Here is a 21,887-nt window from a genome sequence, read left to right as displayed (position 1 = left end):
ACCGAGTGGTCTGGACAAGCGCCCCCGCCTCGACCAAGGTAGCGCAAAGGAGCCGCCCATGACCCGCAAGATCATCATCGACACCGACCCCGGGCAGGATGACGCCGTCGCCCTGCTGCTCGCGCTCGCCAGCCCCGAGTTGGAGGTGTTGGGCCTCACCTGCGTGGCGGGGAATGTGCCGCTCGATCTGACCGCACGCAATGCGCGCGTGATCTGCGAGCTTGCCGGGCGCACCGAAATTCCGGTCTTTGCGGGCTGCGACCGGCCGATGGAACGCGCGCTCGTCACGGCCGAATATGTGCATGGCAAGACCGGGCTCGATGGCCTCGCCCTGCCCTTGCCGCGGATGAAGCTGCAAGAGCGCCACGCGGTCGACTTTCTGATTGAAACGCTGCGCGCCGAGCCGCCCGGCACGGTGACGCTCTGCCCGCTCGGGCCCCTCACCAATATCGCCACCGCCTTTGCCCGCGCCCCCGACATCAAGGAACGCGTGGCCGAGATCGTGCTGATGGGCGGTGGTTTCTTCGAGGGCGGCAATGTCACCCCGACCGCCGAGTTCAACATCTATGTCGATCCGCAGGCCGCCGATATTGTGCTGCGCTCGGGCGTCGCCGTGGTGATGATGCCGCTTGATGTCACGCACAAGGCGCTCACCACCCGCGCCCGCATCGAGGCCTTTCGCGCCCTCGGCACGCCGGTCGGCCATGCCGTGGCATGCTGGACCGATTTCTTCGAGCGGTTCGACATGGCGAAATACGGCTCGGACGGCGCGCCGCTCCATGACCCCTGCGTGATCGCCTATCTGCTTCAGCCCGACCTGTTCTCGGGGCGCCACATCAACGTGGCCGTCGAAACCCGGTCCGAGCTGACGATGGGGATGACGGTGGCGGATTGGTGGCGTGTGAGCCCGCGCAAGGCCAATGTCCTTTACATGCGCGATCTGGATGCCGCGGGCTTTTATGCCCTCCTGACCGAAAGGCTCGCCCGTCTCTAAGCTCTCCGCGGCGGGCCTTGACCGCCGCCCGTTTCACTCCAGATCCTTTCTTATGCCTCTTCCGTTTGACAATTCCTACGCCCGCCTGCCCGCGCGCTTCTTTGCCGCGCTGCCCCCCACCCCCGTGGCGCGCCCCGGTGCGATTGCGGTGAACCATGCGCTTGCCGCGCAGCTCGGGCTCGATGCTGATTGGCTCGCCGGGCCTGAGGGAACGGCGATGCTCGCGGGCAATCTTGTGCCCGAGGGGGCAGAGCCGATCGCACAGGCCTATGCCGGGCATCAGTTCGGCGGCTTCGTGCCGCAACTGGGCGATGGTCGGGCGATCTTGCTGGGCGAGCTTGTCCCCCCTGCCGGCACGCGGGCAGATCTGGTGCTGAAAGGGGCGGGCCGCACGCCCTTCTCGCGCGGGGGGGACGGGCGGGCCTGGCTTGGCCCGGTGCTGCGCGAATATGTGGTTTCCGAGGCGATGGCGGCCCTTGGCGTGCCCACGACGCGCGCGCTGGGCTGTGTTTTGACGGGCGAGACCGTCTACCGCGACGGCGTGCACAAGCCGGGCGCGGTGCTCGCGCGGGTCGCCTCAAGCCATATCCGGGTCGGCACATTTGAATATTTTGCCGCGCGCGCCGATGAAGAGGCGCTCGCAAAGCTTTGCGATCACACGATTTCGCGCCATTACCCCGAGGATGACACGGCGCTTGACCTGCTCGCCTCCGTCACTGCGGCGCAGGCGCGGCTGATCGCCGCCTGGATGTCGTTCGGGTTTATCCATGGGGTGATGAACACCGACAATTGCGCCCTTTCGGGCGAAACCATCGACTATGGCCCCTGCGCCTTCATGGATGCCTATCACCCGAAAAAGGTGTTTTCTTCCATCGACGCGCGGGGGCGCTACGGCTATGCCAACCAGCCGCAGATCGCGCTGTGGAACCTCGCGCAGCTCGGCTCGTGCCTGTTGCCGCTGATCGGCGCGGGCGAGCAGGCCGTATCCGAGGCGCAGACGGTGCTCGACGGTTTTGCCCCCGCCTATCAGGAGGCCTGGCTCGCCCGGATGGGCCGCAAGATCGGCCTGGCCGCAGCCACGCCCGAAGACCGCCCCCTGATCGAGGCGCTTTTGAACCGGATGGCAAGCGAGGGGGCGGATTTCACTCGCACCTTCCGCGGCCTGAGCACCGGCACCGCCGCGCAGGAATTCACCGATCCGCAGGCGTTCGAGACCTGGGCGCCCGAGTGGCGCGCGCGGATCGCGCGGGAGCACGACCCGGAGGCGGTGATGGCGGCGGCCAACCCGGTGCGCATTCCGCGCAACCACCGCATCGAAGAGATGATCGCCGCCGCTGTCGCGGGGGATTACGCGCCCTTCCACCGGCTTCATGCCGCGCTCGCCGCGCCCTTCACGCCCGTGGAGAGCTTCGCCGATCTTGAGGCCGCGCCGCGCCCCGAAGAGCGCGTGGCGCGCACCTTCTGCGGCACCTGAGGCGATTTTGTGGCGGATACAATCCGCCGCTTGCCCCGGCCCGTGCGCTCGGGCACATCGCCCGCATGGGACATGGTGTAGAAAATCTGCGCGGCAGTCTTTTGATGGTGGCGGCCATGGCCGGCTTTGCCCTCGAAGACATGTGCGTCAAGGCGCTCAGCCGGCATATGCCGGTGGGCGAAGTGCTGGCGCTGATGGGGCTCGGCGGCACGGTGATCTTTGCCGCGCTCGCGCTGCGCAATGGCGACCGGCTCTTCTCGCGCGACCTGCTGAACCCGGCCGTGATCGGGCGCAACTTCGGCGAGCTTGTCGGCACCCTTTCCTTCGTCTGCGCCATCGCCTTCACGCCGCTCGCCGAAGCCTCGGCGATCTTGCAAGCCACACCGCTCGCCGTAACGCTCGGCGCGGCGCTGTTTTTGGGCGAAACGGTGGGCTGGCGGCGCTGGTCGGCGATCCTTGTCGGCTTCATCGGTGTTCTGGTGGTGATCCGCCCCGGCACGGCGGGCTTTTCGGTGCTCTCGCTCTTTGCCGTGGTGGCGGTGATCGGCCTTGCCGCGCGCGACGTGATCACAAGGCGCGTGCCGCGCTCCATCACCTCGATGCAACTTGCCACCTACGGCTTTGCCACCTGCATTCCCGCAGGCGCCGCCCTGCTCGTGCTGCAAGGCCCGCCGGTGCCGCTGTCTCCGGGCGATCTCGCGCAGCTTGGCGCGGCGCTTGTGGTCGGCACGGCGGGCTATTACGCGCTCATCGCCGCGATGCGGATTGGCGAGGTGGCGGTGATTACCCCCTTCCGCTACACGCGGCTGATCTTTGCCGTGGCGATCGGCTGGACCGTCTTTGCCGAACACCCGGATCAATGGACCCTGATCGGCGGGCTGATCATCGTTGCCTCGGGGCTTTACACGCTTGCGCGCGAACGCGCCCGGGCCCGCACCGCCCGCGCCACCGCCGCCCCCCTCGGCTGAGCCAAAATATTCCCGCAAAGTCCGCCGCTAACAGCGCCGTTACCGCTATCATTACCCTTTTCGCAGCGGCAGCATCCGGCTATAGAGAGAACGATTTTTCAATCAACGCCCAATCGGAGCACAGCCATGAGCACGATCATCGACATCCACGCGCGTGAAATCCTCGACAGCCGCGGCAACCCGACCGTCGAGGTCGACGTGACCCTCGAAGACGGCACCATGGGCCGTGCCGCCGTGCCCTCGGGCGCCTCGACCGGTGCCCATGAGGCGGTGGAACGCCGCGATGGCGACAAATCGCGCTACATGGGCAAGGGCGTCCTTGAGGCGGTGATGGCCGTCAATGGCGAGCTGGCCGAGAACCTCGTGGGCGAAGATGTCACCGATCAGGAAGCCATCGACAAGCTGATGATCGAACTCGACGGCACGCCGAACAAAGGCCGCCTTGGCGCCAATGCCATCCTCGGCGTCTCGCTTGCCTGCGCCAAGGCCGCGGCCGATTTCACTGCGCAGCCGCTTTATCGCTACGTGGGCGGCACCTCGGCGCGCATCCTGCCGGTGCCGATGATGAACATCATCAACGGCGGCGAACATGCCGACAACCCGATCGACATTCAGGAATTCATGATCATGCCGGTTTCCGCGGGCAATATCCGCGATGCCGTGCGGATGGGCTCCGAGGTGTTCCACACGCTGAAAAAAGAGCTTTCCTCCGCGGGGCTTTCGACGGGCCTTGGCGATGAGGGCGGCTTTGCGCCGATGCTCGCCTCGACCCGCGACGCGCTCGACTTCATCCTGAAATCGATCGAAAAAGCGGGCTACAAGCCGGGTGAAGACATCTATCTGGCGATGGATTGCGCCTCGACTGAATATTACAAGGGCGGCAAATACGAGATGAAGGGCGAAGGCCTGAGCCTGACCTCCGAAGAAAACGTCGCCTACCTCGAAAAGCTCGTGGGCGACTATCCGATCATCTCGATCGAAGACGGCTGCGCCGAAGATGACTGGGCGGGCTGGAAACTGCTCACCGACACGCTCGGCGGCAAGGTGCAGCTCGTGGGTGACGACCTGTTCGTGACCAACCCCGAGCGGCTTGCGCGCGGCATCAAGGAAGGCGTCGCCAACTCGATGCTGGTGAAAGTGAACCAGATCGGCTCGCTCTCGGAAACGCTCAAGGCCGTCGATATGGCGCACCGCGCACGCTACACCAACGTGATGAGCCACCGCTCGGGCGAAACCGAGGATGCGACGATTGCCGATCTCGCCGTGGCCACCAACTGCGGCCAGATCAAGACCGGCTCGCTTGCCCGCTCCGACCGGCTCGCGAAATACAACCAGCTGATCCGCATTGAGGAAATGCTGGGTGAAACCGCCGAATACATGGGCCGCGGCATCCTGAAATAAGCCAGCGTCAAAGCCATGAGACCCCGCCGGGCCCCCGCCCGGCGGGGTTTTCTTTTGCCTGTGCGCCGCTACTGTGGCGCCAAACGGAGGATGCCATGAGCGACGCGGATCAGATCATCGACCGGCTGCGGCTGCAGCCCCATCCCGAGGGCGGCTGGTATCGGCAAACCTGGGTCGCCGAGGCCGCGCCCGGCACGCGGCCTGCGGGCACGGCGATCCTGTTTTTGCTCAAGGCGGGCGAGGCGAGCCACTGGCACCGCGTCGATGCCGCCGAGATCTGGCATTTTCACGCCGGAAGCCCGCTTGAGTTGCGCCTCAGCGCCACCGACGCCGGCCCCGCACAGGTGCTCCGCCTTGGGCCCGATGTGCTGGGCGGCGAGGTTGCGCAAGCCATCGTGCCGCCCTTCCACTGGCAGGCGGCGCGCACGCTTGGCGCCTGGAGCCTTGTTGGCTGCACCGTCTCTCCGGGCTTCCGCTTCGAAGGGTTCGAGCTGGCCGCGCCGGGGGTCGAGATTCCGGGCTAGGCCTGCCAGAAGCTGCGCTTGAAGAAATCCATCCCGTCGGCGAGCCAGCTTGCGGGCGGCAAATCGACGATGGCAAGGCCGATCAGCGCGGCAACGATGGCAAGCGCCAGCCCCAGCTCCCGGCGGTGGCACAGCGCATGCGCGCGCATCGACCAGACCAGATTGCGGATCACCGACCAGTGCAGCGCAATATGCCACCCCGCGGCAAACAGAAAGAATATCCCGAGCGTCAGGTGCAGGCGCTCCCATTGCACCCGGCTCAGGCCGATGAGCTGCCAGTGCAGGTTGAGCGCAATCCGGCCTGCGGGCGCAACCGCCACGGCGAGGCCGGAGATCACCAGACCAAGGAATGTGAACCCCGCCAGAAAAACCGCACTCGCGCGGCTCGAAAACGGCGGGCAAGGCTTTGTCAGAGCTTCGGAAGCAGGATCACGCATCGCATCCTCCATCGCTGTCCTGATGCGATAGTATAACGCAAACCCGATCCGGTTCCGTCGCTTCGGGCTCAGACCCCCTGCGGCACCGAGACGCGCCCGCCGCCGACCAGCGCCGAGACACCGGTGGTCGAGGGCCCGGTCGTCGGCAACCCGCGCGCCACCCGGACGGCCAGATGCGCGAAGGCCTGCGCTTCGAGCATGTCGCCGTCCAGCTCCAGCTCTTCGACCGGGGCCACCGCGCAGGGCAGGCGCTGCGCGAGTGCAGCCATCAGCGCGCGGTTGTGCCGCCCGCCGCCCGCCACAAACACCGCCCCCGGCGGGGATGGAAAATGCTCCCCCCCCCGCGCCACGGCGGCGGCGGCACAGGCCACCAGCGTGGCGAGCGCATCAGCCTCGGAGAGCGGGGCGACAAGCGCTTGCAAAAGGGCGTGAAACTCGTTTCGGTCGAGCGATTTGGGCGGCATGCGCATAAAGAACGGATGCGCGAGGAACCGCGCCACCGCCGCCGCATCCGCCTGACCAGACAGCGCAAGCGCCCCCCCCGCATCGGTTGCCTGCCCAAGGTGAAGGCGCATGTAATCATCGAGCGGGGCATTGGCGGGGCCGGTGTCAAAGGCCAGCACCGCGCCGGGCACCTCTGGCCCCGGTTCGCGCGGATCGACGTAGGTCACATTGCCAACGCCCCCGAGATTGAGAAAGGCAACCGGCTCTGCAAGCCCGGCCCATTTGGCGCAGGCAAAATGGAAATAGGGCACGAGCGGCGCGCCCTCTCCGCCCAGCTCCACATCCGAGGACCGGAAATCCCACACCACATCGCGCCCGAGCACCTCTGCCAAGACCACGCCATCGCCCGCCTGATGGGTGCGGCGCGGCCCCGCCAGCCCCTGCGGATCATGGGCGAGCGTTTGCCCATGAAAGCCGATCAGCGCGGCCTCCGGGCAGGCCTCCAGAAGTTCGGAGAGCAGTTCGGCATGCGCGGTCTCCACCACCTCGGCGGCAGCCTCCACCCCCGCCTCCCCCGGCCAGCGCCCGAAGGCCGCGCGGATCACGGCGCGTTCCTCAGCACTATAGGGGCGATAGGCGGACGGCCCGAACCCGAGGATCGTCTCGCCATCGGTGAGAAGGGCCGCCGCATCGACCCCGTCGAGCGAGGTGCCCGACATCGTGCCAAGCGCCCAGACCGGTTCCGCTTTCAACATGGCTTCCCCTTTGGTTTTCAGGCCGATATACGCATGGCCAAGCCAGAGGAACAAGCACGATGACCTATCACCCGAAATCGGAATTCCTGCGCATCATCATCGAGCGCGGCTTCCTTGCCGATTGCACAGACCTGCAAGAACTCGACGCGGCCCTCGCGAAGGGGATGGTGACGGCCTATATCGGCTATGACGCAACGGCGGCCTCGCTGCATGTGGGGCATTTGCTCAACATCATGCTGCTGCGCTGGTTCCAGAAAACCGGCAACAAGCCGATCACGCTTATGGGCGGTGGCACGACAAAGGTGGGCGATCCGAGCTTCCGCTCCGAAGAGCGCCCGCTGCTGACCCCCGAAAAGATCGACGAGAACATCGCCGGCATGCAGCGCGTGTTCGCGCGCTATCTCGACTATACCGATGCCGGCAATGGCGCGCTGATGCGCAACAATGCCGAATGGCTCGATGATCTCAATTACCTCGAGTTCCTGCGCGACATCGGGCGGCATTTCTCGGTCAACCGGATGCTGAGCTTTGAATCGGTGAAGTCGCGGCTCGACCGGGAGCAATCGCTGAGCTTCCTTGAATTCAACTACATGATCTTGCAAGCCTATGACTTCCTTGAGCTGAACCGCCGCTACGGCTGTTTGCTGCAGATGGGCGGCTCGGATCAATGGGGCAATATCGTCAACGGGATCGACCTCACGCGCCGCGTCTGCGACCAGGAGATCTTTGGCCTGACCACCCCGCTTCTGACCACCTCGGACGGCCGCAAGATGGGCAAATCCCAGGGCGGCGCGGTCTGGCTCAATGGCGAGATGCTCTCGCCCTATGAGTTCTGGCAATTCTGGCGCAACACCACCGATGCCGATGTGGGCCGGTTCCTCAAACTCTACACCGATCTGCCGGTGGAAGAATGCGAGCGGCTCGGCACGCTCGAAGGCTCCGAGATCAACGGCGCAAAGATCATCCTCGCCAATGCGGTGACAACGCTTTTGCACGGCGCCGAAGCCGCCGCCGCCGCCGAAGCGACCGCGCGCGAGGTGTTTGAAAAGGGCGGCGTGGGCGAGGATCTGCCGACGCTGAGCCTGCCCGCCGCAGAGCTGGCCGAGGGCATCAGCCTTGCACAACTCGTGGTGCGTTCGGGCCTTGCCAAAACCGGCAAGGACGGCAAGCGCCTGATCGCCGAAGGCGGGCTCAAGGTGAATGACGAACCCTGCACCGATGCCGGGCGGATGTTCTCCGCCACCGATCTGGCCCAGCCGGTCAAGCTCAGCGCGGGCAAGAAACGCCACGCGCTGGTGCAGATCGGCTGAGCGGAGAGAGGGGGCGCTGCCCCCTCTTGGCCTTCGGCCAATTCACCCCCGGGATATTTCCACAAAGTCGAAGGGCGCCCGTTTCGGAGCGCCCTTCTGGTTTCGACTTTGCGAAAATATCCCGGGGGGAGTCCGCTTGCGGACGGGGGGCAGCGCCCCCCTCTGTGCCCGGTTATTCGATGGTGGCGTGCACGATATAGTCCGGATCGGCAACGAGCCCGTTTTGCTGCGCCGCGCCTTTCTTGATCTGATCGACCACATCCATGCCCTCGACCACATGGCCAACGATCGTGTATTGGCCATCAAGGTGCGGCGCCGCGTCGAACATGATGAAAAACTGGCTGTTGGCCGAATTCGGATCGGCCGAGCGCGCCATCCCCACCATGCCACGGGTGAAGGAGCGGTTCGAAAACTCCGCCGGCAGATCGCCGTATTTCGACCCGCCCATCCCCGCCATCGACAGATCACCGCCACGCTTGCCAAACTGCACATCGCCCGTCTGCGCCATGAACCCCTCGATCACGCGGTGAAACACCACGTCATCATAGGCATGTTCATTGGCGAGCTGGGTGATCCGCTCGACATGCTGGGGCGCGACATCGGGCAAAAGGTCGATCACGACCTTGCCCGAGGTGGTGCCGCCGATCTCGAGCACGAGGTTCGGCCCCGGCCCGTCGGGCGCGGTGGTGCCGTCCTGCGCAAGGGCCACCGTCGCGAAACCGGTCGCAAAACCGGTCGCGGCGAGCGCCAGAACGGTTGCGCCCAAAAGCTTACGCATCGGCCGCCACCTTGACCGAGATCATCCGGTCCGGGTTCACCGGCGGCTCGCCGCGGGCGATCTTGTCAACAAATTCCATCCCCGAGATCACCCGCCCATAGACGGTGTATTGCCCGTTGAGGAAGTGGTTGTCCTTGAAATTGATGAAGAACTGGCTGTTGGCCGAATGCGGGTTCATCGAGCGCGCCGCGCCGAGCGTGCCACGGTCATGCGGCAGCTTGGAGAATTCGGCCTTGAGATCGGGGTATTTCGACCCGCCGGTGCCCGCACGGCCCGGGTTGTAGTCCTTTTCCATATTCGCGTTTTCGACATCGCCGGTCTGCGCCATGAACCCTTCGATCACGCGGTGGAAGGCGACATTGTCATAGGCGCCATCGCGCGCGAGTTGCTTCATCCGCTCGCAATGGAGCGGCGCGACATCGCTGAGCAGCTCGATCACCACGGGCCCATCCTTGAGGGTGATGATGATGGTGTTCTCGGGATCCTTGATATCGGCCATGGGGCTCTCCTGATTGGTCGAGGCCAATCTAGGGGCTCCCTGCGCAGGAGAAAAGGGCAAAGCGCCGCAAGGTTTTCACGAGGGGGTGCGGCAGGGGGCGTTGACGAGGCCCTCACATCGGGGCAATTTTGCGCGAGCCGCGGGAGGCGAGCCCGCCCGCGCCCAGATCAGGAGAATGCTTATGGCTTGGAAAACGCTCGACCAGATGGATCTTGCGGGCAAGGTCGTTTTGGTGCGCGTCGACATCAACGTGCCGGTGGAAAACGGCGTTGTGACCGACGCGACCCGGATCGTGAAGATCGTGCCGACGGTGAAGGACATTCTCGCCAAGGGGGGCAAGCCGGTGCTGCTGGCCCATTTCGGCCGCCCCAAGGGCAAGGTCGTGCCGGAGATGAGCCTCAAGCCGCTGGTGCCGGAGCTCGAAAAAGCGCTCGGCGTGACGGTGAAATTTGCCGATGACTGCATCGGCGGCCCGGCGAAAACCGCTGTTGCCGCGCTTGAGCCGGGCGAGGTTCTGCTTCTTGAGAACACCCGGTTCCATGCCGGCGAAGAAAAGAACGACCCGGAGCTGAGCGCTGCGCTGGCCGCGCTGGGCGAAGTGTATGTGAACGACGCCTTCTCGGCCGCGCACCGGGCGCACAGCTCGACCGAAGGCGTGGCGCATATCCTGCCCGCCGCTGCGGGGCGGCTGATGGAAGCCGAGCTGAAGGCGCTCGAGGCCGCGCTTGGCAATCCGGTGCGCCCGGTCTGTGCCGTGGTGGGCGGGGCGAAGGTCTCGACCAAGCTCGACCTTCTGGGCAACCTCGTGAGCAAGGTCGATCATCTGGTGATCGGCGGCGGCATGGCGAACACGTTCCTTGTCGCGCAGGGCATCGACGTGGGCAAATCCCTGGCCGAACGGGAGATGGCCGAGACCGCCCGCGAGATCTTGGAAAAGGCGCATGCCGCGGGCTGCGCGATCCATCTGCCGGTCGATGTGGTGGTGGCGCGCGAGTTCAAGGCGGGGGCTGAAAACGAGACCGTGGCCAAGGATGAGTGCCCCACCGATGCGATGATCCTCGATGCCGGGCCGAAATCGGTCGAAGAGATCGCCACCGTGTTCGAAGCCTCGAAAACGCTGATCTGGAACGGCCCGCTCGGTGCTTTCGAAATCGCGCCGTTCGATGCGGCGACCAATGCGGCGGCACAAAAGGCGGCGGAACTCACCAAGGATGGCAAGCTCGTCTCGGTGGCAGGCGGCGGCGATACCGTGGCGGCGCTCAACAAGGCCGGTGCGGCGGAAGACTTCAGCTATATCTCGACCGCGGGCGGCGCCTTCCTCGAATGGATGGAAGGCAAGGAACTGCCCGGCGTGGCGGTTCTGACGAAGTAATCCGACAGGCGGCGGGCCTCCGGGCCCGCCCCTCATTGCGCGCAGCAAAGCGCGCGGGTGGCTGCAGCCCAGCGCGCGCAGGCCGCGGCCGTGACCTCGCGGCGACGCAGCATCGGCCGGGCGCGCGGCGTGTAAACGCTCTCAACGCGCGCCGATCCCAGCACCGCCGGCGCAAGCGCCGGGCACGCGGTGAGCAGATCGCGCAAAGCCGCCGCGCCAAAGCTTGTCCCCCCGATCGGGCCGGGCCAGAAGCTCTCCGCCCACAGCCCCTCGGCGCCAATCAGCGCATGGCGTGCCAAAAGCACGTGAAAATAGCGCGCGCCAGCCACCCCCTCCACCTGCCGCACCCCGCCCCACCCCGACAGGAGCAGATGGCGCGCCCGCACCAGCCGCTCCCCGGCCTCGGTCAAGACCATCACCCCGTGCTGGCCCGAGACCCGCAACGGACGAGAATTGCCAAGCGCGCCCGCGCGGATCTCCACCGGGCGGGTGGCCGGATCTGCCGCGAGCCGCTTCGCCCCCACATGGCGTTGCCCGATCCATATAATCGCGCTTGGCCCGCCATCGCGCGTGATCACCCGATCCCCGGCCCGGAGCCGTTCGACCGGCACCGGCCCCGCCACTGTCTCGATCCGCGTGCCCGCAAGAAAGCATGGAATACCAATGGAGTGCAGCGCGAACTTGCCACTCACCTGAGAGACGCTGACGCCAAGCAAGGTCAGGCTCTCCCCGTTCGGAAACAGCAAGATCGCATTGCCCGTGCCATCACCCACGGTATCGGTGACGGTGACATCGCTCCAGTTCACCGGATCGCCAAGCGCATCGGTGAGGTGCGAGACATCGAGTTGATCGGTGGCATGGCCGGTGTCGGCCCCGGTCATGTCGAAATCGCTCACCGTGTCATGGCCGCTGCCATCGGCGAGTTCGAGCGTGTCGGCCCCGAGGCCCGTGGTCAGGCTGTCATTGTCCGCCCCCCCGATCAGCAGATCATTGCCCGCCCCCCCGTCAAGCGTGTCGGCACCAAGGCCGCCCGAGAGCGTGTCATCGCCCGCCTCGCCATGGATCGCGTCGGTGCCGGCATTGCCGTAAGCGATATCGTTGCCGTCACCGAGCCACATCGTCTCGGCGGCGCTGCCGCCAAAGACGGAATCATTGCCCGCGCCGGTCGCGTAGCTGGACACCGCCGTATTGTCCTGGCCCGCCGCGTCGATCCAGTCGCCGTATTGCGTGCCGGTGATCGCATCGACCCCGGTCGCGGTGCCAAGCTGGACGGGCGCCCCGGAGGTGCTCCACCAGCTGAAGGCGCCCGCCCCGCTATAAACCACATGGGCGCCCGTGCCTGTGGTGGCGAAAAATTCGACCGTATCGGTGCCGCTGTTACCGAGAATCAGCGTGCCCGGGCCATCGGTGTCATAGACCCGGAAAGTGTCGTCGCCCGTGCCGCCATAGAGCGAATCCGCCCCCCCGCCGCCGATGATCAGGTCATTGCCGGCGCCGGCGGTGATCCTGTCAGCCCCCGATCCGCCGTCGAGCGTATCGGCGCCCGACCCGCCGAAGATCACATCATTGCCCGCGCCGCCGCCAAGATAAACGCCTCCCCCGTCTGCCGTGGCATCGAGGGTATCGTTGAAAGAGGTGCCGCCGATCCCTTCGATCGAGGTGAAAATGCCACTGTCCGTGCCGGAGCTGAGGCTGTAGCTGCCCGCCCCCGTGCCGGAATAGGTGACGGTGACGGAATAGGTGGTGCCGCCGTAGTTGCTGAACCAGATCGAGTCGTGCTCGGTGCCACCGTCGATCGTGTCATGGTCATGGCCATTGGTGATGACGAATTGGTCCATCCCCGCGCCGCCGAACAGACAATCGTTGCCGGAACCCCCGGCGATCGTGTCATTGCCGTCCTCGCCATAAAGCGTGTCGGCGCCCGGCCCGCCAATCAGTTGATCGTTGCCCGCCCCGCCATACACAAGATCATTGCCGGTCTCGGACAGATAGGAGCCAAAGACGTCATTGCCGTCGCCCAGCACAACGGTGTCATTGCCCGCCCCGCCCATAACCGTATCGTTGCCCGCCCCGCCATAGAGCGAATCGTTCAGGCTGCCGCCGGTGATCGTGTTGTCGAGATCAGGGTCCGCGGTGGGGGTGTGGATCGTGGTATAGGTCGGCCATGTGCCGACGGTGGTGGCCTCATCATAGGCGCCGATCTGGAAGGTGACGCCGGGGGGCAGCTCACCATCCGAGATCAGACCGATCGGATAGCCATCCGTTGCCCCGGTCCACACATCCCAGACATGCACGGTCGAGCCATCGGGCAAGATGAAGGTGGCACGCCAGCCCACCCGCAAGGTGCCGCTGTAGATCTGCGCTCCCGAGGCCGTGCTGACGGTCCCGGTCTGGAGCGTGCTGTCGTAGCTGCTCCAGCGCGACCCTGCGAGCGTGGTATCATCGTCATTGATGCTGAATGTGATCGCATCGGTCGCGGCATCGAAATCGGAACGGATATGAAACGTCGCGCCGATCGCGGGAGCGGCACCGGTGTATTCCGAAATACTGTAGCCTTGAAAAGTATAAACTGTCATCGAGAGCACCGGAGCGCATTGCGAGATGTGCCTGTTTTAAGTGGAGGGAGCAAATAAAGGATTGACAGGCATCCGGCGACCGCTCGGGAGCCAAGCCCGCTTGAGCGCAGGGCCGGGCGTCGCCTTTCGGATGCCGCAACATCGGGCCGCTGAACGACCTTGCGGCCGAAGGTGGTTCACATCCGCGCGCCAGAGCCCCATATAGGCGGTGCCGCGCCGGTGCGCGCGGCGCCACAGGAGAAGACCGTTTGCACAAGATCGACCTGCCCGAGCGCCCCGACTGGCGCGCCAAGGCCGAGGCCCAAGGGTTCAGTTTCGCCGATATGCATGGCGAACCCTATTGGGATGAAAGTTCTGCCTATAGCTTCACGCTGCGCGAAATCGAAAATGCGATCGAAGACCCGGCCACGGCGCTGCACGGCCTCTGCCTTGAGGCGGTCGATCAGGTGCTCAAGAGCGAGGAATGGCTTGACCGGCTCGCGATCCCGCCCGAGCATCGCGATTACATCGCGCAAAGCTGGCAGGCGCACGAGCCCTCTCTCTATGGCCGGTTCGATCTGGCCTACGATGGCAATGGGCCTGCCAAGCTTCTGGAATACAACGCAGATACACCAACGTCGCTCTATGAAACGGCTGCCTTTCAGTGGCAATGGCTGGAAGATCAGATCGCGGCAGGCGTGCTGCCCGAGGGCTGCGACCAGTTCAACGGCCTGCATGAGGCGCTGGTCGAACGCTTTGGCGAGCTGTTCGAGCCCGGCACCGACCTGCATTTTGCCGCGGCGGCGGGCCAGCCCGAGGATTACGCCACGGTCGAAGCGCTGGGCTGGGCCGCGCGCGAGGCCGGGCTTGGCGCGCATTACACCGACCTTGAAAAAATCGCGCTGAGCACCGAGGGCCAGTTCCTCGACGATCAGGACCGGGTGATCGGCACGCTGTTCAAGCTTTACCCCTGGGAAGACCTGCTGCGCGACGATTTTGCCGCGCATCTGGCCGGCGCGGGCTGCCTGATGATCGAGCCTCCGTGGAAGGCGATCTTGTCCAACAAGGGCATTCTACCGGTGCTCTGGGAGATGTTCGAGGGGCATCCGAACCTGCTGCCCGCCTTTTTCGAAGCGGATGTCGCGCCCGCGCTGACCGGCACCGGCCCGGTTGCGCCCGCCGTCGCGGCGCGGTTCGAGCGGGCGGCGGAGGCTCTGCGCGCGGGCCATGTGACCAAGCCGCTGTTCTCGCGCGAGGGCGGATCGGTGACGATTCTCGCCGAGGGCGAGCGCCCCGAAGCCGCCAGCGACCGCAGCTATGATGCGCATGCCAAAATTGTGCAGGCCTATCACGCGCTGCCGCTGATGGGCGGCTTTCGTCCGGTGCTCGGCGCCTGGGTCGTGGGCGCGCGCTGCGTGGCGCTGGGCCTGCGCGAGGACCGGAGCCGGATCACGCAGGATCTCTCCCGCTTCAAACCTCATTTCATCCGCGACTGACCGCACCCGAACCGGAGCCCCCGATGTCGAAACGATCCGCTACCGTTGCCCTATTTCTCGTTGGTGCCGCCGCGTTCACGCTTGCGGGCTGCCGCGAGGAAAACGTTGACGCGCAAGCCTTCCCGGACCTGCAAAGCTGCCTGGATGCGGCGGGCACGGGGAGCCTGTTCTCCGCCGAGGATTGCCGCAAGGGCTTTGACGAGGCCGCCACGCTCAATGCCGAGACCGCCCCCCGCTATGACAGCCTCGCGGTTTGCGAGGAGCAATATGGCAAGGGCAATTGCGGCTCCGAGGCGCAGGCGGTGGAGGGCGGCTCGGGCAGCATCTTCATGCCGCTGCTGATGGGGTTCTTGCTCGGCAACATGCTGGGCGGCGCACGCGGGATTGGCGCGCAACCGCTGCACCGCACCGCCGATGGCCGCTTCACCACGCCGGGCGGCGGCACGAGCTATGCCAACAACACCGGGCGCGGCAAGATTGGCGCGGGCGCTTTCACCAAGGCGCCAACGACCATCGGCAAACCGCCGATGACCCGCGCCACCGTCGCCCAGCGCGGCGGCTTTGGCGCCAGCAACACCCGGAGCACGGGCGGCACGCGCAGCCTCGGCGGCTGAACCGAGCCGAAGACGCCTTGCGACGCCCGGATCGGGCACCGCCGGGGGGAAACCGGGCAAAAGCCGCCCCCCCGTCAGGCGTTTCGCGCGGCGCCCGCTCCTGAAAGCACCCGATATGCGCGGCTTGGCCTCATCGGCAGTCTCGTGCCCCCCTCGAATGCGCCCATCCAGCCCGGGGCGGGCACGATACCATCTTTCTCGATTTCATGTCTTCATCGCGTCTGCGCGCAGCTGTGGCAGGGATCTGCCTTTGATCGCGCTTGCGATGGCGGGCACTGCGCAGGCGCGTGGCGGGCAGACGCGGCGCGCGAAAAAGTGCGGCGCGGCTGAGAAGGGCAGCCCCGTCTCAGGCGTCGAGTTCGGCATCCCAGTAAAGAAAGTCGATCCAGCTCTCGTGCAAATGCCCCGGCGGGAAGCGCCGACCGATCTGATGCATATCCTCGGACGAGGGCTCGCGGGCGGGCTTGCGCAGCCGCAGCCCGGAGGCCTTGAGCGATTTGTTCGCCTTTTTCAGGTTGCAGGGCGCGCAGGCCGCCACGACATTTTCCCAGCTTGTCACGCCGCCTTTCGAGCGCGGCACCACATGGTCGAAAGTCAGATCCCCCTTTGCGCCGCAATACTGGCAGCAAAACCCGTCGCGCAGAAAAAGATTGAAGCGCGTGAAGGCCACGCGCTTCTGGGGTCGGACAAATTCTTTCAGCACCACGACAGAGGGAATGCGTATGCTTTGCCTTTGGCTGCGCACCACCTCGTCATATTCGGCGAGGATCGTGACCCGGTCGAGGCAGACCGCTTTCACCGCCTCCTGCCAGGGCCAGAGCGAGAGCGGATAGTAGCTCAAGGGGCGAAAATCGGCATTGAGCACCAAGGCCGGATGGCGGCGCAAGGCCGAGGGCTCGCGCACGAACTGGGTGCGAAAATCGGTCTTTTCGCCATGTTTATCGCTGGCGCCGTCACCAAGTCTGGCGCCCGGCTTGCCGCCATGATCGAGCATTCTCTGCCCTCCCGCCTGTCGCGCTCGCGGCCGGAAAGCGGAGAAGCCCCCGCTCCTGCCGATGCCTCAACTATATATGGCGTTTGCCACAGGGCAAGGCCCGCGATCTGCGGCGGCCCCGCCCGGGCACAGGCTTTGCATGTGTTTGCAACATGCGCATGACGTGCTGCCCGCTTTTCGGGCAGGCGCCAAGCTCATCCGGGCAAATGATCGGCGAGGAAGGAGAGCGCCACTCCGAGCCCTTGCGGCGAGATGCCGTGGCCGGTGCCCTCCATCACCTGCGCATCGGTGGGAAAGCCCGCGGCAAGCAGCGCATCGGTCGCCTTTTTCAGATCCGAGAAGGGCACGATCTGGTCGATGTTGCCATGCAAAAGCAGCACCGGCAGCTTTGAGACCGCCTCGCTTGCCAGCGCCTCGGGGTTCAGAAGCCGGCCCGAAAAGCCGACGATCCCGGCCACCGGTTCGGCGCGGCGCGGCAGCACATGCAGCGCCATCATCGTGCCTTGCGAAAAGCCCACCACGGCGAGCTGGGCGGGCGTGAGCCCCTCCTCCGCCAAGATCTTGTCGATCAGCGCATCAAGATCACGCGCGCTTTGTGCCAGCCCCGCGGCGGCATCCTCGGGCGAGGAGCCATCAAGCCACGGGATCGGAAACCACTGCCGCCCGAACGGGTTGGTGATGCATTCCTCGGGCGCATCGGGCGCCAGAAAGAGCGTGTCGGGCAAATGCGGCGCAAGCGGCTCGGCAAGGCCCAGCAGGTCATCGCCATCTGCGCCATAGCCGTGCAGGAACAGCACCGCCGATTTCACATGGCCCGAGCGCGGGCTCACCCGTCCAAGCTTCATCTCGCGTCTCATGGTGCCACCCCTTCCCGTGCCTTGATCGCCGCATAATAGGCCCAGATCGCCCGCGCGGCAACCGCCCGCCAAGGCGACCATTGCGCACTAAGCGTGCCAAATTCCTTGCGTTTTGGCCGCTCTGACAGGTCAAAGAGCAGCCGTGCGCCCTCGGCCAGCGCAAGGTCATCCACGGCAAAGACATCGGCCCGGCCAAGCGCGAAAATGAGATACATCTCCACCGTCCAGCGGCCAATGCCGGGCAGCGGCAAGAGCGTGTCGATCACCGCGGCATCGGGCAGGGCGCGGAGCGCGTCGAAATCCACGCCGGAGCGGGCCAGCGCCTGCAAATACCGCACCTTCTGGCGCGAGAGGCCGCAGGCGCGAAGGTCGTCCTCGCCCGCATCCGCCAAAGCCTCGGGCGCGCCATAGCCCGCGTCGAGAAGCTTGCCCCGGATCGAGCGGGCCGCCGCAACCGAGACCTGCTGGCCGAGGATCGCATCGCGCAACGCCTCGAACCCGTCTTCGCGGCGGCGCAAAGGCCATGGGCCGGTGAGATCGAGAACACGCGCAAAGGCGGGCTCGCGCGTGCAAAGCCACGCGGTGCCCTCGGCGATATCGTCTTCAGTGTGAATGATGCGTCCAACCATGGCGCCACCCTGCCCGCTTTGCACGCCGCTTGAAAGCCCTCAACACGCGCGCTAGGGCTTGAGCATGAAAGATACATCCGGCTTCCTTCCGCCTGAACCCGCCTCCCCCGCGGCGCGGCGCAACATCCTCGTGCTGGTCGCGGCACAGGCGCTTTTGGGCGCGCAGATGTCGATGATCTTCACCGTGGGGGGGCTTGCGGGCAAATCACTGACCCCCAACCCCTGCTGGGCCACCCTGCCCTTGTCTCTCATCGTGCTGGGCTCGGTGCTCAGCGCGCAGCCGATGTCGGAGTTCATGGCGGCCTTCGGGCGGCGCGCGGGCTTCCTGCTTGCCACCGCCGCGGGCGCGATCGGCGGTGCGATCTCGGCCTATGCGCTGTCGGAGGGCTCGTTTGCACTGTTCTGCCTCGGTGCGGTTTTCGCGGGGGTCTACATGTCGGCGCAGGGGTTCTACCGGTTTGCCGCGACCGACGGGCTGCCGGTGGCGCTGCAATCGAAGGCGATCTCCTGGGTGTTGGCGGGCGGGCTTGCCGCCGCGATCATCGGGCCGCAACTTGTCAAGCTCACCGCGCAGGCGATGGTGGTGCCCTTCCTCGCCACATATCTCGCCATCATCGGCATCAACGCGCTCGGGCCGCTCCTGTTCGCCTTTCTCAAAAGCCCCGCGCCGGGGCGGCGGGCGAAGGGGGCGCCGCAGGGCGGGCGCACGCGGCTTGAACTCCTCAAAGACCCGCAAATTGCCGTGGCGATGATTTGCGCCATGGTCTCCTATGCGCTGATGAACCTTGTGATGACCTCCACGCCGCTCGCGGTTGTCGGCTGCGGGCATCAGACGACCGATGCCGCCAATATCGTCTCTGCCCATGTGCTCGCGATGTATCTGCCCTCCTTCGTCACCGGCCATCTGATTGCGCGGTTCGGGCGGGAGGTGATTGTGGGCATCGGGCTCTTCATCCTTGCCGTTTCGGGGGCGGTGGCGCTCACCGGCGTCAACCTTGAACAGTTCTTCCTTGCGCTGATCCTGCTCGGGCTCGGCTGGAACTTCGGCTTTATCGGCTCAACCGCAATGCTCTCGGCAGCGCATAGCCCCGAAGAGCGCGGCCATGTGCAGGGGATGAACGATTTCATCGTCTTTGGCGGGGTGTTTCTTGCCTCGCTCTCCTCGGGCGGGCTGATGAACTGCTCGGCAGCCGGTGACCCTGTGGCGGGCTGGCAGGCGGTCAACATGGCGATGCTGCCGTTCCTGACGCTGGCCGGCGCGGCGCTGATCTGGCTCGCGCTGCGCCCGCGCGACACGCGCTAGCCGCGCGCCGGGGTCAGGCGGCGCAGGCCCATGGCAAGCGCCCCCTCCACCGGCACCCACGCAAGGCAATAGGCCCAGACCCAGAGCGCCGCCTCCCAGCCAATCGGCGCCACGAAGAGGCCGTAGACGGCGATCAGCGTGCCCAGAACCTGCGTCGCCTCGGTGGTGGCGAAGAGCTTGAGCGAGGGCCAGGGGCGCGACCAGAACCAGCCCTGCGCGCGGGAGACATAAAGCGTCATATGCCCCGAGACGAGCAGCTTGAGGAAAATGAGCGTCTGGATCTCCGCGCGCGGCAGATGCAGATGGCTGTCGACGAACCAGAACAACAGGAACGTCTCGATCACCCCCATCACGCCCAGCCCCCCCGCAATGCGCAACACGCGGCGCATATCCCAGCGCACCGGGCGGGGGGAGACGGCCACATTGTCATAGGCGATCATCATGATCGGCAGGTCGTTCAGGATCGCGAGCAGCACGATCATGATCGCGGTGACGGGGTAAAAATCATAGGCGAGGATCACGAGTGTCATGAACAAAAGCACCCGGATCGTTTCCGCCACGCGGAAGGTGGCGTAGCTCGTCATCCGCGCGAAGATGCGGCGCGATTCCTCCAGCGCGGTGGTGATGATCGACAGGCCCTTGTCCGTCAGCACAAGATCCGCGGCGGCGCGGGCGGCATCGGTCGCGCCGCTGACCGCAATGCCCGCATCGGCGCGCTTGAGGGCGGGGGCATCGTTCACCCCGTCGCCGGTCATCGCGACGATGGCGCCGCCCTTTTGCAGCGCCTCGACAATGCGGAACTTGTGCTCGGGCAGCACGCGGGCAAAGCCGTCGGCCTTGCGCACGGCACGCGCAACCGCCGCATCATCGCCCGCGAGCAGATCGCCCGCCGGGAGGATCTGGCTGCCAAGGCCAAGCTTGCCGGCGATCTGGCGGGCAATCGCCTCGTGATCGCCGGTGACGATCTTCACATCCACCCCCATCCGCTCGGTCTCGGCAATGGTGGCGGCGGCATCGGGGCGCGGCGGGTCGATGATCGGCAAGAGCCCCAGAAAGCGCCAGCGCCCGCCCGCTTCGGCGCGCGCCGCGCCAAGGGCGCGGAACCCTGCGGCGGCAAGGTCTTCCACCTGTTGCTCAACGCCTGCCCGCAGCGCGGGCTCCGGGGCGACGAGATCCAGGATCACCTGCGGCGCGCCCTTGACGACAGAGAAAGCCCCCGCCGGGCTGCTCACCTCGGCCTCGGTGCGCTTGCGCACCGGATCGAAGGGGGTGAAGCGGGTGACCTGTGCGCCCTGTTTTGGCAAGCCATCCGCCGCACGCAAAACCGCCGTGTCGAGCGCATCGGGCGCCTCGGCATTGCACGCGAGCGCTGCCGCCTGCAACAACTCGCCTGCCGTCACGCCGGGCGCGGGCTGCGGTTTTTCGACCGTGAGGCTGTTGAGCGTCAGCGTGCCGGTTTTGTCGGAGCAGAGCACATCGACGCCCGCAAGCTCCTCGATCGCGACAAGGCGCGAGACAATGGCGCCGCGTTTGGCGAGCCGCTCGGCCCCCACCGCCATGGTGACAGAGAGCACCGTGGGCAGCGCCACCGGGATCGCGGCAACGGTGAGGATGAGCGCGAACTGCACCGTTTCAAGGAAAGGATCGTGGCGCCAGATCGAGACAGCAAGGATCACCACAACCAGACCCAGCGCCGAGACGATCAGAAAATTGCCGATCCTGAGCACCGCTTGCTGGAAGTGCGAGGGCCCCGCCCCTTTCTCGACCAGGGCTGCGGTCTTGCCAAAATAGCTGTGCATGCCGGTGGCGGTGACGCAGCCGGTCATCTCGCCCATCTTCACCACCGCGCCCGATTGCGCGAGATCTCCGACCACTTTCTCGACCGGGAGCGACTCGCCGGTGAGCGCGGATTCGTCAAGCGAAAGGTAATCCCCCGCAACAAGCTCCATATCGGCGGGCACGATCTGCCCGATCGAGAGCCGCACGATATCGCCGGGCACGAGTGCAGAAGCCGCGATCTGCTGCCATTGCCCCGCGCGCTTCACCCGCGCGGTGGGCGCAAGCCGCCCTTTCAGCGCGGCAATGGCGGAGCTTGCCTTGTTCTCCTCAAAAAAGCCCACCGCGGCATTGACCAGAAGCATCGTGGTGATCACCGCCACATCGGACCAGTCGCGCAAGATCAGCGAGAGCACCGCGGCCAGCTCGATCAGCCAGGGGATCGGGCCCCAGAAATAGCCCGCGATCCGCGCAAGCAAGGATTTCTCGGCGCTCTCGATCGTGTTCGGGCCAAAATGGGCAAGGCGGGCCGCGGCCTCGACCGCCGAAAGACCCGTCGCCGGATCGGTCGGCGGCAGGTCTGCGGTTTTCGGATCGGGGCGGATATGGGCGGGGCGGCTTGGTGCGGCGGTCATCGCGGGCTCCCTTCGGGCAGCGCGGCTTTCGCCGCGATGCAGGGATTACACGCCCCTCACTGCCGGGGCGCA

The 21,887-nt window shown here is 66.0% G+C and carries 19 protein-coding genes; 10 read left to right on the top strand and 9 right to left on the bottom strand.

Annotated features, from left to right (window positions below):
* The first annotated feature begins 58 nt into the window (after positions 1 to 58).
* The 5 genes from ACFSM0_RS08700 to ACFSM0_RS08680 all read left to right on the top strand — a co-directional run bounded on the left by ACFSM0_RS08700 (position 59) and on the right by ACFSM0_RS08680 (position 5,361).
* Positions 59 to 994 (top strand): nucleoside hydrolase, encoded by a 936-nt coding sequence (locus tag ACFSM0_RS08700; RefSeq protein WP_377389373.1) that lies wholly within the window; start codon positions 59 to 61, stop codon positions 992 to 994.
* Between the two features lie 52 nt (positions 995 to 1,046).
* Complete coding sequence (locus ACFSM0_RS08695) at positions 1,047 to 2,468, top strand: protein adenylyltransferase SelO (protein ID WP_377389371.1); 1,422 nt, start codon at positions 1,047 to 1,049, stop codon at positions 2,466 to 2,468.
* Positions 2,469 to 2,533: 65 nt separating this feature from the next.
* Positions 2,534 to 3,436, top strand: a complete 903-nt coding sequence (locus tag ACFSM0_RS08690) for a DMT family transporter (protein ID WP_377389368.1) — start codon at positions 2,534 to 2,536, stop codon at positions 3,434 to 3,436.
* Positions 3,437 to 3,562: 126 nt separating this feature from the next.
* On the top strand, positions 3,563 to 4,837 hold the full coding sequence (gene eno / locus ACFSM0_RS08685) for a phosphopyruvate hydratase (RefSeq protein WP_377389366.1): 1,275 nt from the start codon (positions 3,563 to 3,565) through the stop codon (positions 4,835 to 4,837).
* 95 nt (positions 4,838 to 4,932) lie between these two features.
* Entirely contained in the window at positions 4,933 to 5,361 is a 429-nt protein-coding gene (locus ACFSM0_RS08680) for a cupin domain-containing protein (RefSeq protein WP_377389364.1), read from the top strand.
* Here ACFSM0_RS08680 and ACFSM0_RS08675 read toward each other — a convergent pair.
* Both ACFSM0_RS08675 and ACFSM0_RS08670 read right to left on the bottom strand, forming a co-directional pair.
* The gene (locus ACFSM0_RS08675; RefSeq protein ID WP_377389361.1) at positions 5,358 to 5,798 is read right to left on the bottom strand and encodes a DUF4405 domain-containing protein; all 441 of its coding nucleotides are present in this window, start codon (positions 5,796 to 5,798) and stop codon (positions 5,358 to 5,360) included. The genes ACFSM0_RS08680 and ACFSM0_RS08675 overlap by 4 nt on opposite strands.
* A 68-nt stretch (positions 5,799 to 5,866) precedes the next feature.
* Positions 5,867 to 6,997 (bottom strand): anhydro-N-acetylmuramic acid kinase, encoded by a 1,131-nt coding sequence (locus ACFSM0_RS08670; RefSeq protein ID WP_377389358.1) that lies wholly within the window; start codon positions 6,995 to 6,997, stop codon positions 5,867 to 5,869.
* Between the two features lie 59 nt (positions 6,998 to 7,056).
* On the opposite strand from ACFSM0_RS08670, the gene tyrS reads away from it, so the two are divergent.
* Entirely contained in the window at positions 7,057 to 8,307 is a 1,251-nt protein-coding gene (gene tyrS / locus ACFSM0_RS08665; protein ID WP_377389355.1) for a tyrosine--tRNA ligase, read from the top strand.
* A 172-nt stretch (positions 8,308 to 8,479) separates the two neighbouring features.
* Here the strand turns inward: tyrS and ACFSM0_RS08660 are convergent, their stop codons facing one another.
* Both ACFSM0_RS08660 and ACFSM0_RS08655 read right to left on the bottom strand, forming a co-directional pair.
* On the bottom strand, positions 8,480 to 9,085 hold the full coding sequence (locus ACFSM0_RS08660; protein WP_377389353.1) for a peptidylprolyl isomerase: 606 nt from the start codon (positions 9,083 to 9,085) through the stop codon (positions 8,480 to 8,482).
* A complete protein-coding gene (locus ACFSM0_RS08655; RefSeq protein WP_377389350.1) occupies positions 9,078 to 9,584 on the bottom strand; it encodes a peptidylprolyl isomerase in 507 nt (168 codons plus the stop codon). The genes ACFSM0_RS08660 and ACFSM0_RS08655 overlap by 8 nt, the downstream gene beginning before the upstream one ends.
* A 181-nt stretch (positions 9,585 to 9,765) precedes the next feature.
* Between ACFSM0_RS08655 and ACFSM0_RS08650 the strand changes: the two genes are divergently transcribed.
* A complete protein-coding gene (locus tag ACFSM0_RS08650; RefSeq protein ID WP_377389348.1) occupies positions 9,766 to 10,956 on the top strand; it encodes a phosphoglycerate kinase in 1,191 nt (396 codons plus the stop codon).
* A 32-nt stretch (positions 10,957 to 10,988) separates the two neighbouring features.
* On the opposite strand, the gene ACFSM0_RS08645 is transcribed toward ACFSM0_RS08650, so the two are convergent.
* Positions 10,989 to 13,532 carry a Hint domain-containing protein gene (locus ACFSM0_RS08645; protein WP_377389346.1) on the bottom strand — a complete coding sequence of 848 codons (2,544 nt, stop codon included), beginning with the start codon at positions 13,530 to 13,532 and terminating at the stop codon, positions 10,989 to 10,991.
* A 248-nt stretch (positions 13,533 to 13,780) separates the two neighbouring features.
* Here ACFSM0_RS08645 and ACFSM0_RS08640 point away from each other — a divergent pair, with 248 nt between their 5' ends.
* Both ACFSM0_RS08640 and ACFSM0_RS08635 read left to right on the top strand, forming a co-directional pair.
* Complete coding sequence (locus ACFSM0_RS08640) at positions 13,781 to 15,007, top strand: glutathionylspermidine synthase family protein (RefSeq protein WP_377389343.1); 1,227 nt, start codon at positions 13,781 to 13,783, stop codon at positions 15,005 to 15,007.
* A gap of 23 nt (positions 15,008 to 15,030) precedes the next feature.
* Positions 15,031 to 15,621 (top strand): DUF1190 domain-containing protein, encoded by a 591-nt coding sequence (locus ACFSM0_RS08635; protein ID WP_377389341.1) that lies wholly within the window; start codon positions 15,031 to 15,033, stop codon positions 15,619 to 15,621.
* A 346-nt stretch (positions 15,622 to 15,967) separates the two neighbouring features.
* On the opposite strand, the gene ACFSM0_RS08630 is transcribed toward ACFSM0_RS08635, so the two are convergent.
* The 3 genes from ACFSM0_RS08630 to ACFSM0_RS08620 all read right to left on the bottom strand — a co-directional run bounded on the left by ACFSM0_RS08630 (position 15,968) and on the right by ACFSM0_RS08620 (position 18,101).
* Complete coding sequence (locus tag ACFSM0_RS08630) at positions 15,968 to 16,615, bottom strand: HNH endonuclease (RefSeq protein WP_377389339.1); 648 nt, start codon at positions 16,613 to 16,615, stop codon at positions 15,968 to 15,970.
* Between the two features lie 194 nt (positions 16,616 to 16,809).
* Positions 16,810 to 17,472 (bottom strand): alpha/beta hydrolase, encoded by a 663-nt coding sequence (locus ACFSM0_RS08625; RefSeq protein ID WP_377389336.1) that lies wholly within the window; start codon positions 17,470 to 17,472, stop codon positions 16,810 to 16,812.
* Positions 17,469 to 18,101 carry a DNA-3-methyladenine glycosylase family protein gene (locus tag ACFSM0_RS08620; protein WP_377389333.1) on the bottom strand — a complete coding sequence of 211 codons (633 nt, stop codon included), beginning with the start codon at positions 18,099 to 18,101 and terminating at the stop codon, positions 17,469 to 17,471. Before ACFSM0_RS08620 ends, ACFSM0_RS08625 begins: the two co-directional genes overlap by 4 nt.
* Before the next feature lie 64 nt (positions 18,102 to 18,165).
* Here ACFSM0_RS08620 and ACFSM0_RS08615 point away from each other — a divergent pair, with 64 nt between their 5' ends.
* Positions 18,166 to 19,404 (top strand): MFS transporter, encoded by a 1,239-nt coding sequence (locus ACFSM0_RS08615; RefSeq protein ID WP_377389331.1) that lies wholly within the window; start codon positions 18,166 to 18,168, stop codon positions 19,402 to 19,404.
* On the opposite strand, the gene ACFSM0_RS08610 is transcribed toward ACFSM0_RS08615, so the two are convergent.
* Positions 19,401 to 21,815 carry a plasma-membrane proton-efflux P-type ATPase gene (locus tag ACFSM0_RS08610; RefSeq protein WP_377389328.1) on the bottom strand — a complete coding sequence of 805 codons (2,415 nt, stop codon included), beginning with the start codon at positions 21,813 to 21,815 and terminating at the stop codon, positions 19,401 to 19,403. The genes ACFSM0_RS08615 and ACFSM0_RS08610 overlap by 4 nt on opposite strands.
* Positions 21,816 to 21,887 lie beyond the last annotated feature (72 nt).

Origin of the sequence: Rhodobacter lacus (assembly GCF_042683065.1) — a bacterium.
GTDB classification, from domain to species: Bacteria; Pseudomonadota; Alphaproteobacteria; order Rhodobacterales; family Rhodobacteraceae; genus Rhodobacter; species Rhodobacter lacus.
The sequence above is the reverse complement of the archived record's forward strand: the minus strand, read 5'-3'. Positions and strand labels throughout refer to the sequence as shown.

What these genes read in the sequence shown, in the direction of transcription:
- ACFSM0_RS08635 (WP_377389341.1), top strand. Translation starts at nt 15,031, where the DNA reads ATGTCGAAACGATCCGCTACCGTTGCCCTATTTCTCGTTGGTGCCGCC.
- ACFSM0_RS08675 (WP_377389361.1), bottom strand. Translation starts at nt 5,798, where the DNA reads ATGCGTGATCCTGCTTCCGAAGCTCTGACAAAGCCTTGCCCGCCGTTT.
- ACFSM0_RS08690 (WP_377389368.1), top strand. Translation starts at nt 2,534, where the DNA reads ATGGGACATGGTGTAGAAAATCTGCGCGGCAGTCTTTTGATGGTGGCG.
- ACFSM0_RS08615 (WP_377389331.1), top strand. Translation starts at nt 18,166, where the DNA reads ATGAAAGATACATCCGGCTTCCTTCCGCCTGAACCCGCCTCCCCCGCG.
- ACFSM0_RS08625 (WP_377389336.1), bottom strand. Translation starts at nt 17,472, where the DNA reads ATGAGACGCGAGATGAAGCTTGGACGGGTGAGCCCGCGCTCGGGCCAT.
- ACFSM0_RS08680 (WP_377389364.1), top strand. Translation starts at nt 4,933, where the DNA reads ATGAGCGACGCGGATCAGATCATCGACCGGCTGCGGCTGCAGCCCCAT.
- ACFSM0_RS08620 (WP_377389333.1), bottom strand. Translation starts at nt 18,101, where the DNA reads ATGGTTGGACGCATCATTCACACTGAAGACGATATCGCCGAGGGCACC.
- ACFSM0_RS08655 (WP_377389350.1), bottom strand. Translation starts at nt 9,584, where the DNA reads ATGGCCGATATCAAGGATCCCGAGAACACCATCATCATCACCCTCAAG.
- ACFSM0_RS08670 (WP_377389358.1), bottom strand. Translation starts at nt 6,997, where the DNA reads ATGTTGAAAGCGGAACCGGTCTGGGCGCTTGGCACGATGTCGGGCACC.
- ACFSM0_RS08660 (WP_377389353.1), bottom strand. Translation starts at nt 9,085, where the DNA reads ATGCGTAAGCTTTTGGGCGCAACCGTTCTGGCGCTCGCCGCGACCGGT.
- ACFSM0_RS08695 (WP_377389371.1), top strand. Translation starts at nt 1,047, where the DNA reads ATGCCTCTTCCGTTTGACAATTCCTACGCCCGCCTGCCCGCGCGCTTC.
- eno (WP_377389366.1), top strand. Translation starts at nt 3,563, where the DNA reads ATGAGCACGATCATCGACATCCACGCGCGTGAAATCCTCGACAGCCGC.
- ACFSM0_RS08610 (WP_377389328.1), bottom strand. Translation starts at nt 21,815, where the DNA reads ATGACCGCCGCACCAAGCCGCCCCGCCCATATCCGCCCCGATCCGAAA.
- tyrS (WP_377389355.1), top strand. Translation starts at nt 7,057, where the DNA reads ATGACCTATCACCCGAAATCGGAATTCCTGCGCATCATCATCGAGCGC.
- ACFSM0_RS08700 (WP_377389373.1), top strand. Translation starts at nt 59, where the DNA reads ATGACCCGCAAGATCATCATCGACACCGACCCCGGGCAGGATGACGCC.
- ACFSM0_RS08630 (WP_377389339.1), bottom strand. Translation starts at nt 16,615, where the DNA reads ATGCTCGATCATGGCGGCAAGCCGGGCGCCAGACTTGGTGACGGCGCC.
- ACFSM0_RS08650 (WP_377389348.1), top strand. Translation starts at nt 9,766, where the DNA reads ATGGCTTGGAAAACGCTCGACCAGATGGATCTTGCGGGCAAGGTCGTT.
- ACFSM0_RS08645 (WP_377389346.1), bottom strand. Translation starts at nt 13,532, where the DNA reads ATGACAGTTTATACTTTTCAAGGCTACAGTATTTCGGAATACACCGGT.